Source organism: Alphaproteobacteria bacterium LSUCC0396, assembly GCA_041228345.1.
GTDB lineage: Bacteria > Pseudomonadota > Alphaproteobacteria > Puniceispirillales > Puniceispirillaceae > UBA3439.
Window position 1 is genome coordinate 1906196 of sequence record CP166131.1, and the last position, 13245, is coordinate 1919440.

Annotated in this window: 11 protein-coding genes; 2 read left to right on the forward strand and 9 right to left on the reverse strand. The window is 47.0% G+C overall.

Annotation, left to right across the window (positions count from 1 at the left end):
• Nucleotides 1–16 precede the first annotated feature (16 nt).
• Nucleotides 17–1378, forward strand: coding sequence for an FAD-dependent oxidoreductase (locus AB8881_09185; protein XDZ62713.1), 1362 nt, complete (start codon nt 17–19; stop codon nt 1376–1378).
• Between the two features lie 89 nt (nt 1379–1467).
• On the opposite strand, the gene AB8881_09190 is transcribed toward AB8881_09185, so the two are convergent.
• Both AB8881_09190 and AB8881_09195 read right to left on the reverse strand, forming a co-directional pair.
• On the reverse strand, nt 1468–2349 hold the full coding sequence (locus tag AB8881_09190; GenBank protein XDZ62714.1) for a glycerophosphodiester phosphodiesterase: 882 nt from the start codon (nt 2347–2349) through the stop codon (nt 1468–1470).
• Nucleotides 2350–2426: 77 nt separating this feature from the next.
• Complete coding sequence (locus tag AB8881_09195; GenBank protein XDZ62715.1) at nt 2427–3203, reverse strand: SDR family oxidoreductase; 777 nt, start codon at nt 3201–3203, stop codon at nt 2427–2429.
• A 241-nt stretch (nt 3204–3444) separates the two neighbouring features.
• On the opposite strand from AB8881_09195, the gene AB8881_09200 reads away from it, so the two are divergent.
• A complete protein-coding gene (locus AB8881_09200; protein ID XDZ62716.1) occupies nt 3445–4416 on the forward strand; it encodes an agmatinase in 972 nt (323 codons plus the stop codon).
• On the opposite strand, the gene AB8881_09205 is transcribed toward AB8881_09200, so the two are convergent.
• The 7 genes from AB8881_09205 to AB8881_09235 form a co-directional block, all read right to left on the reverse strand.
• On the reverse strand, nt 4413–5264 hold the full coding sequence (locus AB8881_09205) for a sugar phosphate isomerase/epimerase family protein (protein XDZ62717.1): 852 nt from the start codon (nt 5262–5264) through the stop codon (nt 4413–4415). The two genes, AB8881_09200 and AB8881_09205, sit on opposite strands and share 4 nt — an antisense overlap.
• A gap of 3 nt (nt 5265–5267) precedes the next feature.
• Nucleotides 5268–6248, reverse strand: coding sequence for a fatty acid desaturase (locus AB8881_09210; GenBank protein XDZ62718.1), 981 nt, complete (start codon nt 6246–6248; stop codon nt 5268–5270).
• 53 nt (nt 6249–6301) lie between these two features.
• Nucleotides 6302–7966 (reverse strand): ABC transporter ATP-binding protein, encoded by a 1665-nt coding sequence (locus tag AB8881_09215; protein ID XDZ62719.1) that lies wholly within the window; start codon nt 7964–7966, stop codon nt 6302–6304.
• 2 nt (nt 7967–7968) lie between these two features.
• A complete protein-coding gene (locus AB8881_09220) occupies nt 7969–8976 on the reverse strand; it encodes an ABC transporter permease (protein XDZ64546.1) in 1008 nt (335 codons plus the stop codon).
• Between the two features lie 179 nt (nt 8977–9155).
• Nucleotides 9156–10151: an ABC transporter permease gene (locus tag AB8881_09225; GenBank protein XDZ62720.1), complete on the reverse strand. Its 996-nt coding sequence runs from the start codon at nt 10149–10151 to the stop codon at nt 9156–9158.
• Between the two features lie 132 nt (nt 10152–10283).
• A complete protein-coding gene (locus AB8881_09230; protein ID XDZ62721.1) occupies nt 10284–11831 on the reverse strand; it encodes an ABC transporter substrate-binding protein in 1548 nt (515 codons plus the stop codon).
• Nucleotides 11832–12107: 276 nt separating this feature from the next.
• Nucleotides 12108–13232, reverse strand: a complete 1125-nt coding sequence (locus tag AB8881_09235; GenBank protein ID XDZ62722.1) for a TauD/TfdA family dioxygenase — start codon at nt 13230–13232, stop codon at nt 12108–12110.
• Nucleotides 13233–13245 lie beyond the last annotated feature (13 nt).

Genomic DNA, 13245 nt, shown 5'->3' on the forward strand with positions numbered 1-13245 from the left:
GTTGGGGGAAGGTGCGATGAGACGTTTTGCAGAGCCTGCGCAGGAAATAGATATCATCCATGAAACAGATGTACTAGTAGTTGGGTCTGGCCCGGGTGGCCTCGCCGCAGCATTATCTGCCTCACGCGCAGGGGTAAAGACAACCCTTGTCGAACGCTTTGGCTGTTTTGGTGGAAACATAACAACTGTGGGTGTTGAGGGGTTTGCATGGTACCGACACGAACAGACTGTTGAGGCTAATGGAATCGGCCGTGAATTTGAAGAACGTGCAAAGGACATGGGGGCGGCCGTCCCTGAAAGCCAGAGCTTATCTTACGAGCTTGACAGCGAAGGGTTTAAATTGGTTGCCGACAAGCTGGTTCAAGAGGCAGGAATTCACCCCATGCTTCACCGGATGTTTGTAAAGCCTATAATGCAAGGTAACGAGATAGTTGGCATCATCACAGAATCAAAGGCTGGGCGAGAGGCGTTGCTGGCGAGAATTGTTATCGACGCAACGGGTGATGCTGATGTTGCTTACCGCGCCGGTGCACCGACAACGAAACCACCAAAAGAAGCACTTCAAGCTGCAAGTGTTATGTTCCATTGCGCTGGCTTGGACAAAGCCAAATTTATGGAAGATGTAAAGGCTAACCCACAGACATATGCAGACTGGTCAACTGGAGAATGGTCAGTTGAGACCGATGGCAAAGAAGATAAAATGTTCTCGCCTTTCCTAAAAAGACCATTCGAGCAAGCCCGAATAAATGGCCTTATACCTGCGGACTTGTCAACCATCTCAGGTACTTGGGGTGCGGTTCATGATACTGGCGAGATGACCTATATGAACCTTGTTCATCTAGCTGGCTGCGATGGGACTGACCCGGATGACCTGACCCATTTTGAGATTGAGGGGCGCAAGCAAGCCATGCTAGCAATCGAGGCTTTGCGAAAATACGCCCCTGGTTGTGAGGCCATACGGTTACGTAATTTTGGTATGACAATTGGTATCCGCGACACAAGAAAAATTGATGCGCATTATAATATGCAGGAAAATGATGTACGCCATCAGGCACGATTTGACGACAGCATCGGTATTTATCCTGAATTCATTGATGGCTATGGTATTCTAATCCTTCCAACAACGGGCAGATATATGCATATCCCTTATCGATCATTAATTCCAAAGTTGGTAAAAGGCTTGTTGGTAGTTGGCCGTGCCACCGGCGGAGACAAAGTCGCGCATGCCGCAACACGCAACATGGCTTGTTGTGCAGTTTCTGGACAGGGGGCAGGTGTTGCAGCAGCTGTTGCGTTAAAATATAGTCGGGATCTTGAAGAAATTAACATCAGTCTTGTGCAAAATGAGCTACTGCGCCAAGGGGTCCGTATTAATTAGGTTTGGGTAGCTAACTTAAAAGTTAGGCTTTCGTAAACATGATTGTTCCAGCAGGATTTTCGGGACGATTATTCAACCGGTGGCAACATCTAAATCCGTTCCGGATAATCACTCATCACCATATCAACACCCAAATCAAAAAGATCTTTGGCATCGCTTGGATCATTGACAGTCCAGGCCCGTATTTTGATACCTTGTTGATGAAAAAGCATCACGTCAGTTGATGTGGAGATCAATTTGCGATCGAGGTGGACTGCCTCTACTGCCAGATTGGTTTTCAGGAAATTTAAATTCTCCGGGAAAAAACTATGAATACTGGCAATGCGGATGTGTGGGGCAAAAACCCTAAAATAACGAAGAAAATCTATGTTAAAACTTGATACAATAATCGTTACTTTTGGGCGAATCTGCAATGACGCTGCGAGCAGCTCAGCTGAGCGATATTCGCGATTACCATGGCATTTCATTTCAAGAATCAGTGCCATATCATGCTTTTTTGCCCAAGAGAGCAATGTTTCCAAACGCAATACTTCTTGGCCAACAAATTGGCCTCCTTTCCAAAGACCCGCATCGGCATTCTCGAAGTCTTTCCATTTAGTATCCGAGATCAGTTTGTTGCCGGCAACGGTCCGGCCTTGAACTTCGTCATGGAAAACAATTAAGGTTTCATCAGAAAGCATGCTGATGTCAGTTTCAATCCACTTTAAGCCCGCATGCCTCACAGCGTCAAATGCGATGAGAGTGTTCTCGGGGTATTGTCCTGACATTCCCCGGTGCGCTATGACCCTTTGTGCTTTCATCTCGGGGCTAAAGATTTTCCCTGTCGGCAGCATCTTATCGGCTTTATCTCCATTAAGTGCGAATGATGGCATCATTTCAGGCGCGAAAGCGAAAAAAAACACTGCGAAAGCGAACCCGGCTTGAGCTCCACGATAGCTCAATTGGATCAGGTAGTTGTAAATTTTTTTCAATATGCATATGAATTAAGTTAAACAGCCTCATTTTATTTTGTTTTTCGCCCGGCTTTTAATTTAGCCTTCGAGCTGTATCATTGCGATGTTCCTACTTTTGGATCTGGGTTTTCGGTATGTCCGTCAACCGCGATAACCTGGCCAGAGATTCGGCCAGCGACATCAGAAGCAAGAAACACAGCCATTGCGGCAATGTCATCCACAGTTACAAAACTACGCATAGACACGCCCGCTTCGTAAGCACGGCGTACCATTTGAGGTTCAGTACCTTTCTGGACTGCTTCTTTAAGGAGCACGTTATCCATTCGTGGCCCGTCCACACAGCCAGGTGCAATCGCGTTCGCGCGGACACCGTAGGGGCCTGCTTCCATAGCCAGGGTTTTCATAAACCCATGTATCGCCCATTTGCTGGCACAATAGGGTGACCGATACGGAAACCCATATAACCCTGCGGTGGAAGACGTGAAGATGACTGCGCCTTTTCGCTGCTGCTTCATCATTGGGAGCGCACCTTGCACTGCGAGAAAGGCGCCTTCCAGATTGACCGCGATACAATCCCGAAACGCCTCGATTGGCTGATCTTCTATGAGAGCGGTTGGGCCCGATATACCCGCATTAGCACAAAGCACATCAAGGCCAGTCCATTCTGTCAAAATACGATCAAACAAATTCTGCATTGCGGTAGCATCGCGAACATCAACTCGATCGTATCGCCATCTTGCTGAGAAATCAATTTTTGAAAGGGGTAATACATCGATCACCCATACATTTGCACCGGCCGCGGTAAAGGCTTCTGCAAGGGCATGGCCGATGCCTGAAGCGCCAGCTGTGATCAATACTTTTTGACCATTCATTCTGTCATCCTCTGTTTTTTATATTTGTTGCACCGCTGTAATTAAATTGCATCAATTAATATGAAGGTAAGTCGCTGGCGCAAGTCAGTTCCGTAAGAAAGGAGATGAAGAAAAATTAAGCGTGGCAAATGCAATCTTGAAAATGATCAGTGAGAAGAAAAAATAACGAAAGTTAAAGATTAACTGGCGTGTTCCGGACCGTTATGCAAAGGTTTTTGTCGTTTAGAGCAGGAGACACTTAATGCGTAACGATCCATTTTTCCAACCGGTGTCGGCGCTTGAGATGCCGCGCTTTGCTGGAATGCCAAGTTTTATGCGGTTGCCGCACCTCAGTATGGATTCTTCAGAAATTCATCGTGTTGATATGGGGCTTGTTGGTGTTCCTTGGGATGCGGGCACTACTAACCGACCTGGGCCTCGACACGGACCTCGTCAACTTCGGGACCTTTCAACAATGATCCGTGCGATGAACCCAGTAACTGGAATTAATCCGTTTCTGATGGTAAACTGTGCTGATCTCGGCGACGTTGGCCCTAATCCTATTGATTTACAAGACAGCCTTGAACGCATAACAGCATTTTACGCTGATTTAAAACACCGCAACATCACACCAATGACTGCTGGTGGTGACCATCTGGTGTCATTGCCAGTTTTGCGTGGCTTGGTAAAAGATAAGCCTCTCGCGATGATTCATTTTGACTCGCACACAGATTTGTTTGATAGCTATTTTGGGGGGTTTAAATACACACATGGCACGCCCTTTAGACGGGCCATTGAGGAAGGTCTACTGAACCCAAAAAAGGTTGTGCAAATTGGTATTCGCGGCACAGCATATAATTACGATGATATTGAATGGGGCGAGGCGCAAGGTGTGCGCATCATCCGTGTCGACGAGCTATTTGATCGCGGAATTCCTTCGGTGATGGAAGAGGCGCGTGCCATCGTCGGAAATTCTCCGACATATTGTTCTTTTGACATTGATTTTGTAGATCCAACCTTTGCCCCTGGCACTGGAACGCCAGAAATTGGCGGCCCCAATTCTTTTCAAGCACAACAAGTTATTCGCGCGTTGAGTGGCGTTAATCTTGTTGGTGCGGATCTTGTTGAAGTTTCGCCGCCTTTTGATCCCTCTGGTGGCACTGCGTGGCTGGGTGTGTCCTTGATGTTTGAATTGATGTGTGTTTTGGCAGAGGCAATCAATAAGCGCCGTTAACGGCGCTCCAGATCAGACCAGATCTCTGTTACCCAGCTTTTAATTTTTAGAGCTTCTTCCCAACGGTTGGACAATTCCTGGCCAGTCGCATCAGTCATGGCATATTCTGGCGGGCCGAGTTCACACAGGAAAATACAGTTACCGTATGGGTTGCGTTGGCGCCAGCTTATCAATCCGTCACGCCACCATTTTTTGAATAATTCGACCCATTTTTGATGTTGAGGAAAATCCAACTGAAGTTGGATTTGCTGGCGGCTGGCGACACGCCCTTGAAAACTGTCTGACCTTTCAATAATGCGATGGATCATCCCAGCATCACGGTCGGCGAGTGGTAGCTTGAATTCGCGATCAACGACAAAATGCGACAGATCCGCACAAAGCCGCATTTCCGGTACCGCATCCAGCAAACATAAAGTGGCGTATAGGTCGTTGGTTATGCAATTTCGGTGCGTTTCAAACTGGATTGGCATGTCCAGCTTTTCAGACATCTCCACCCATTTGCGTATCACCGGGATCATTCCATCAACAGACAGCGGCATCACTTGACCGATCACATCTACAAAGGGTGCGCCAAAATCTTTTGCCATTAACAAGTTGTCATGCAGCGAGTCGATGGTTTTGGGAAAGGCAACGATTAGGGGGGTGAGTCCGCAACGTTCCATGTGGGGCCGAATCGCGTGCGCCTGTTCCACATCGCCTGCGCCAAGGTCAATCGCCATGCCATCATAACCGGCTGACGCTACCATCTCGCATATCTCATCAAACGGTAAAATAACGCCGCTTTGATCATGCGGCATCATCGCCCAAAGCGAGGTATAAAACTTTAAGTGCCGTGTTGCGGCGGTCACCTGTTACGCTTCCAACTGAATATGTTTGCCATTGCCGGTCGGCACCACCCAGACTTCGTTGGTTGGCCATTGGCTTTCATCTTTTTGGGTAAGCTTGCGGATGACTTCAATTTGAAATTCGATCCATCCCATTCGATGTACTGGTCCCGCAATCGCCTCAATTTTGTCATTTAGTTTGCGTAATTGCCAAAATGGTACAGAAGGGTAACTATGATGCGCGGTGTGGTAGGGCATCTGCCAGCATAACCAGCGCATCAACGCGTTAGTGCGCGTAGATCGGGTGTTATTCAAAATATCAGCTTCATGCGATAGCCCAAGATGCTCTATGGTGTTTTGTAACTGATGCACAGGTTTGGTCAAAAGCATCGGAAACAGCCAAAATGTTACCACAGCCCAGCTTTCCAGATACAGAGAAATCAAAAAAATCAGCCCATAACCGGCAAGATGCCATCGCGATTCTCTAATAATTTTACCCTCATGCGTTGCCCCGATATAGGGCTCTATAATAATGCCGCGCGCCCTGCGAATGATGCCGATGAAACGATTTCGCCAATAAGTAATGCCACTCATCCACAGTAAGTAACTGCCGAGTGTGTAGGGCGCACGGGTCAATTCGCCATCGCGTTCCCAATCTTGTGTCCAGCGGTGGTGGGCAAAATGCATGACCTGATCATAGTCGCGGGGAAACAGCATGATAAAGCCAATTACACGGCCAAAAAATTCATTTAGATGTTTTGTTTTGAAAACTGTCCAGTGAGATAACTCGTGCTGTCCGGCATAAAGGAAGTTGATGGCAATGCCGAGCATTGCACCGGTGAGAAGAACCCACCAGCTGCCAAGCGCCAGATAATGGACATAGCCAAGCGCCAAAATCGTGCCAAAATGGCTACCGATTTGCAGAAAGCCAAAGACATCGGACTTTGTATTCAGTTTTTTTAGTTCGCTTGGTTGCAAAAGCTTTCGCGTGGAAAATGACTCTTCCATGGTATACCCCTTTACCAAATTTGAAAAAAACTGATCCCATGTCTCAAAGAGTGTCAGCTCTCATTCATTTTTTCAATAGCTGCGTCCCCGATGTTGTCAACGCCGCGGCTAGCCAGCAGATTATCCAGCCAGTCCGGATCCATATTTGGCACCGAACTCAACAACAGATCGGTATAGGCATGATGTGGAGGCTTGAACATATCATTTTTTGGCCCCGACTCGACAACAACGCCATCTTTCATCACTACCACTTCATCGGCAATTGCACGTACGGTTGATAGATCATGTGTAATCAACATAAATGACAATTGCATCTTATCTTGAAGGTCAGTCAAGAGCCGCAAAATGCCCTCAGCTACAAGTTGGTCAAGAGCGGAGGTTACCTCATCACAAATGATAAATTTTGGCTCTGCCGCTAGGGCCCGGGCAATACCTATACGCTGCTTCTGGCCGCCAGAAATTTCTGCCGGATATCGGTCAATAAATTCAGTAGGTTCAAGTTCAATCTGCGCAAGCAATTCTTCGACACGCCGACGCTTTTCACGGCCGGTTAATCCCAAATAAAATTCGACAGGACGCCCAATAATTTCGCCAATTTTCTTGCGCGGGTTAAGCGCTGTATCTGCCATTTGGTAAATCATCTGCATCTGCCGCAATTGCTCATTTGAACGTTGCCGGTAATCAGGTTGCAAGGCCGTGCCATCAAAACTGATGCTGCCAGTCAGCGGTGGTAGCAAACCGGTTATACAGCGGGCCGCGGTAGATTTTCCAGACCCGGACTCACCCACGACAGCTACGGTGCGCCCGGCGTGAATGTCAAAACTCACGTCACGGACAACGGGGTCATTCATGGCATAGGCGGCTGTCACATTCTTTAAGCTGATGACAGGGATAGCACCGGTTTTGGCGGGTGGCTTTTGCTTGCGTTCAAAGCTCCGCACCGCCCAGAGCGATTTTGTGTAGCTTTCGCGCGGTGATTTCAGCATGGCACGGGTGGTGTTTTCTTCAACTTCATCACCGCGAAGTAAAACTTTGATACGATCGGCCATTTGCGCGACAACGGCTAAATCATGGGTAATGTAAATAGCGGCGGTTGAAAATTGTTTAACAATGTCGCGGATTGCGGACAACACCTCGATCTGTGTTGTCACATCAAGTGCTGTTGTCGGCTCATCAAAAATAATGAGATCTGGCCGGCAGGACATTGCCATAGCAGTCATGGCACGTTGCAACTGGCCGCCAGAAAGTTGATGCGGATAGCGAAACCCGATCATTTCGGGTTGTGGTAACCGTAACCGTCTATAGAGATTGATTGCATCGGTCTCGGCATCAATGCGGCTAAATTTTCTGTGAAAAACTGGCGCCTCAGTATGCTGATTAATTATTTTGTGTGATGGATTAAAACTCGCGGCTGCAGATTGCGCAACATACGCAATGCGGCTACCCAGCAACTGGCGCCGTTTTTCAACAGTTGAATTAACAAGATCAATACCATCAAACTCTATGCTGCCCCCAACAATTTCGCAACCATCACGCGTAAAGCCCATCCCAGCAAGTCCCAGAGTAGATTTGCCGGCACCAGATTCGCCAATCAGACCAAGCACTTCACCAGGATATAGATCAAGGCTCACTTTATTGATAATACGGCTCCGGGTTTCGTCACTAATACCATCAATTTGCAGATCACGAATTTTGAGCAGCGGCTTGGCGTTGGTCATGCTCACTCCCTTAGCCCTGAGGTTCGGTGCAGCATCCAGTCAACAACAAAATTCACCGCGACTGTAAGCAAAGCAATAGCGCTTGCTGCCATCAATGGTAAGGCCGCGGTAAGCGGGCTGAAAACGGCAAAATTAATGAATTGTGCAAGATCTTTCACCATGGTACCCCAATCAGCCAAAGGTGGTTGAATGCCAACGCCAAGAAAGGATAGCGAGGCGATTGTCAAAAAGACAAAACAAAATCGCAATCCAAATTCAGCTAGGAGTGGGGCAAATGCGTTTGGCAAAATCTCATTAAAAATAAGGTAGGGCATTTTTTCACCACGCAATTTAGCGGCTTCAAAAAAATCCATAACCACAATATTCATTCCGACAGCGCGCGAGAGTCGAAACACCCGCGTAGCATCTAGTACGGCTATAATTAGAATCATATAGATCGTTAAAAGCCATTTTTCTGAGCCAGCCCATGCAGAGGCAATGGTCATCAATAAAAGTGCAAAAATCAATTGAGGGATTGACATGAGCATATCAACTATCCGCGATAATGCTTGATCAAACCAGCCGCCTAATGCTGCTGCCAGAAATCCAAAAAATGTACCAATCAAAAAAGCAAGGCATGTAGTTATAAAGGCAATTCCTACTGTATTTTGTCCACCGTATATGAGGCGGGATAGCAAATCGCGTCCAATTTGGTCAGTGCCCAAAAGGTGTGCGGGATCGCCGCCTAAATCTGGGTTGCCCCCGGGCAGAACATTTACTTTTGCAAAAATTTCAGCTTGACCATAAGGAGCTAACCAGTCGGCAAAAATGGACATGATCGCATAGCCGATGATGATGATTATGCCAAGTGCGGCGGTTACCGGCATCTGCCGAAACATTTTGCGACTGCCATCTGTGCCAAAATGCTGTCCGGCCAAGCGGAATAGATAACCGGCAATGCCAAGGCCGATAACGCCTTGAACAAACCATTGAAAAAATATCAGCTCTTTGACGAAATACAGCCAGCACATCAGATAAATTGTGGCTATGGCAATTGAATATCCGAAAGCGCCACCTAGGCTCATGCCGGTACAGGCATGTTGGATCGGCGCAATCGGGACGCGGCGACCAATAGGCCGCAGCAAAAGGCTCATTGCAATAATAAATACCAGCCATATCAATCCACTTGTCCCCGTCATTCTGCCGTCTCCTATTTTGGCATTCGCAAGCGTGGGTTTGATAAAATTGCCATGATATCGGCGAGCAAATTTAGAAGAATGTAAGCTGAAGCAAAGACCATGCAGCAGGCCTGCACTACTGGGATATCCCGAATCTTGACACTATCAACAAAAAGTTGACCGATGCCGGGATAGACAAACACCACCTCAACCACCACAACGCCTGTGATTAAATATGCCAAGTTCAAAGCAACCACATTGATGATTGGTGCCAACGCGTTGGGTAAAGCATGCACAACAATTACCCTGAATGGGCTAAGTCCTTTTAATCTTGCCATTTCGATATAGGGAGATGCCAGTAAATTAATGATGGCGGCGCGGGTCATGCGCATCATATGGGCTGTAACAACAAGTGTAAGTGTCAGCGCAGGCAATAAAGTTTTTTCAAGTCTCTCACCAAAGCTCATGCCATCAAAAATATTAGACAGTGATGGCAGCAATGGGTTTAGGACGGCAAGAACGAGAATAAGAATATAGGCAACAAAAAATTCCGGGCTTGAAATTGATGTCAGGGTGCTGACATTCGCAACCCGATCAAACACTGAATGGCGGTATAATGCTGCAAGGATACCAATGATCAAAGATATCGGGATAGCAATTACTGCGGTGACGCTTGCCAGAAACACTGTGTTGGCAAAACGTGGCGCCAGCTGTGTCGCGACACTGCCGTAATTAGAGCTACTATTTTCACCAACATAAGCACTAAAATTGGCTTGCGCAAAGCTGGTGCCAAAGTCACCCCTAGCTGCTCTGAGAAGCCAGTCAAAATAACGAGTGGCAATCGGTCGATCAAGACCAAGATCGGCGCGGATTGCGGCAACTGCTTCTGGCGTCGCGGCTTGGCCAAGCAGCGCTTGTGCAAAATCACCTGGCAACATGTTTACCGCCATGAAAATGATGATCGACACAAGGAATAGTGTCAGAACCCCTAGTCCGAGACGCTTTAATATAATCGATAGAATGCCCATGCGACCTAGTTTGTTTGATTGGACTGCGATATCAGCTATCCAAGATCAGGTTGAAGTCAAGCAACGTAGTATGTGGCGGTTTCACACAAATTAGAGAACCTGCGTGAAACCGTTTGTTTTTTTGCTAATCGACTAGGCGAACCACCAACGCTTAGAAATTCGTGAATTATCCAGCATCCACAAATTACCAACTTTCGGCCCATGAGCCAGCTTTGTTGAGGCAGCGTCCAGATAGTTCTGATACATCGGAATTATTGTACCGCCCTCTTGAGAACACAGTGACTGCATTTCGGTGTAAATATCGCGACGCTTAGCGCTATCAAGTTCTGACCTGCCTTGTTTCAAAAGTGATTGGAACCTCTCATTTTCCCAACCGGCTTCGTTCCACGGCTGGCCACTTTCATACGCGGTCTGGAACATCCAGTCTTCGGTAGCTCGTCCTGACCAATACGACGCGCACCAAGGCTTTTTCATCCAAACATTCGACCAATACCCATCGGCTGGTTCCTGAATAACATTGATGGTAATTCCACATTTTGCGGCTGAGTTAGAATAGAGTTGTCCGGCATCTGTCGCACCGGCGAATGCGCCCTCTGATACATGCAGGTCAAGCTTTAGATTACCCAAGCCAGCCTTATTCATATGGAATTTTGCCTTGTCAGGGTCATACTGGATTTGCGGGAGGTTGCCGGCATAATACTGATTTGCTGGACCGATCGGATGGTCATTGCCGATCGCTCCATGACCTAGCAAAATTTTATCAACCATTTCCTGCCGGTTAACCGCATGTTTTAACGCTTGCCTGACATGCACATTGTTGAAAGGCTCCATCTTGCACAGCATTGGGAAGACATTGTGCATATTTCCGGTGACTTCAATGATTTCAACATTTGGGTTTGCCTTCATTAAAGGAACCGTTTTGAAATCAACACGGTTAACGGCATCAACCTGACCGGTCATCATTGCGTTCATCCGTGCAGAGGCATCGGCAATTGCAATAGCTTCAACCTCGGCAAAATAGCCAACTGTATCAGCGCGATAATGGTCTTCAAATTTCTTCACCAAAGTCCGAACACCTGGTTCAAATGAAACCACCTGATATGGGCCGGTACCGATACCTTTGCTGATAGCTTCGGCAATCATACCTGCTGGGAAGATACAGATGTGGTAATCAGAAACTAGATAAGGGAAATCAGCACTGCCAGATTTCAGGGTAAATTGTACCTGTGTGTCACTAAGCTTTTTCATCTCATCCACCGACGATACGATTGGCTTGGCTGCTGATTTAGCACCTTCTTCCACATGCATTTTCATTGATTCGATAACGTCATCGGCGCCAAAGCTCTTGCCGTTATGGAATTTTACGCCTTTACGCAAATTAAATGTCCAGACTTTGGCATCTGGTGTGGCTTCCCAGCTTTCTGCTAGTTCGCCTCTAAGGCTGCCATCAGAAGCCACTTCCGTCAGGGTCTCAAATACACAACCAGCGCCCATGTTAATCATATAGTTATCAGAATGGGTTCGGCTATCCCACGTGTCTGATGTATTGGCACCAGCAAGCCCTAGCCGCAAACGGCCACCATGCTTTGGCGCCGCCCAGGCTGGCATTCCCATCGTTGAAAGCAGGCCAGCCGCAGCTGACGTTTGCAACAATGTTCTTCTTGAAAATTGATTAGTCATTTTTTCCTCCGACAAAAAAGATTAAGAAGTGGCATCCGACTGACCGCGCTTCGACTTCCGAATGCTTAAAGGTGCCATTCCCCCTTATGTTTTAACCATAGCGTAAAAGGAGAATTGGGTCTTTGACAAGCATTTTGGCGTTAGCTAGATTTTAGATTTAGTAGCTAGTTGATCGTTATTTTATGCGGCAAATCATATTTTCTTTCACCATATGACACTTTTTTCTGGTTCTGAAAAATTGGTAATAACAGCTCAATCACTGAGATATATTCATCGTTAATACTGTGAATGGTGCCTAACCAGACCATGTGTTTTCAAACTACTTAAATAGTCCTCACGATTTATATAGGCGCCTGCCATTTTTCGTTTTCCCTGAAAAGCGCCCCGGCCATGTAGGATCCGCCAATTATCAAAAACTATCATTTCGCCGGGCTTTAGTTGATACCGCCATTGATAGTTTGAGCTGTTAAATCGGCCATCCAGATAACGGATCCCGGCATAGAGCTGGGTCATCTGTGATTCGGGAAGTCGTATCGTTGCCCGGTCATAATTGTTAAAGGTTAACTGAAGGAGCCGTCCCTCATGGTCATGTCGTAGGATTGGTCGGCGTGCCTGCAAATTTGAACCATCCCCTTTGTAAATGCCAGTAACCTCAATCTGGCCAAGTGCGGCATATAAAATCGGGTCATCTTGTTGAAGCTGGTGAGCCACTCTAAAACCGTCAACCATGACAGACTCACCGCCAGTTGCGTCATACTCCATACAAAGAAGTATTTGCAGCCCAGGTGCGTCTAAACTGTAAGTCGAGTCGGTATGTGGTCGCAGTTCCTTTGGCGTATACGCGCTATCTGCCATGGTTTCATTCGCTTCAAACTCCCACAACCCACCAAAAATAGTCTCGCGAATATAGCCAATATTATTTGCAAACTTGGCCACAGACGTCTGTTCGCATGGACAGTGTTTCACAAGCACAAATCCATAATCGGCAATCTTTTTTAGAGCGTCTGAGGTGCCTGATCGAGTTAACGCCTGATCATACTCAATTGAAACAAGATCACTGGTTATGTTATGCGCATCCCAGAGCATGGGCACCGGTACATCAATTTCATCCATCGGCTTAAAGTAAGCTGCAAGAAATCCGCTATCATAGTCCGCGAAATTTTCAAGGTCGGGCCATTTGATGCAAATGAATTGGCCGTCCTCTTTTAGTTCTACCTGTTCTGGGGAGATATTGGCAGGCACTTTCGCTGTGAATAATTCACGTTGGTGACTTTGACTGTCAAAGCTTACGGGGTCGCGTGCGTTATCACGCAACCAAAAATAAGAAAAATCAGAAGACTGTCCGTTTTGCAACACAACCTTCAAAGAGCTAGAATCAAGTCGAAAAGCGCTGATTTTCATCTGTGTGTCCCCT

Coding starts and splice junctions, on each gene's coding strand:
- AB8881_09225 (XDZ62720.1), bottom strand. CDS start 10,151: ATGGGCATTCTATCGATTATATTAAAGCGTCTCGGACTAGGGGTTCTG.
- AB8881_09230 (XDZ62721.1), bottom strand. CDS start 11,831: ATGACTAATCAATTTTCAAGAAGAACATTGTTGCAAACGTCAGCTGCG.
- AB8881_09210 (XDZ62718.1), bottom strand. CDS start 6,248: ATGGAAGAGTCATTTTCCACGCGAAAGCTTTTGCAACCAAGCGAACTA.
- AB8881_09235 (XDZ62722.1), bottom strand. CDS start 13,232: ATGAAAATCAGCGCTTTTCGACTTGATTCTAGCTCTTTGAAGGTTGTG.
- AB8881_09185 (XDZ62713.1), top strand. CDS start 17: ATGAGACGTTTTGCAGAGCCTGCGCAGGAAATAGATATCATCCATGAA.
- AB8881_09195 (XDZ62715.1), bottom strand. CDS start 3,203: ATGAATGGTCAAAAAGTATTGATCACAGCTGGCGCTTCAGGCATCGGC.
- AB8881_09220 (XDZ64546.1), bottom strand. CDS start 8,976: ATGTGCTGGCTGTATTTCGTCAAAGAGCTGATATTTTTTCAATGGTTT.
- AB8881_09215 (XDZ62719.1), bottom strand. CDS start 7,966: ATGACCAACGCCAAGCCGCTGCTCAAAATTCGTGATCTGCAAATTGAT.
- AB8881_09200 (XDZ62716.1), top strand. CDS start 3,445: ATGCGTAACGATCCATTTTTCCAACCGGTGTCGGCGCTTGAGATGCCG.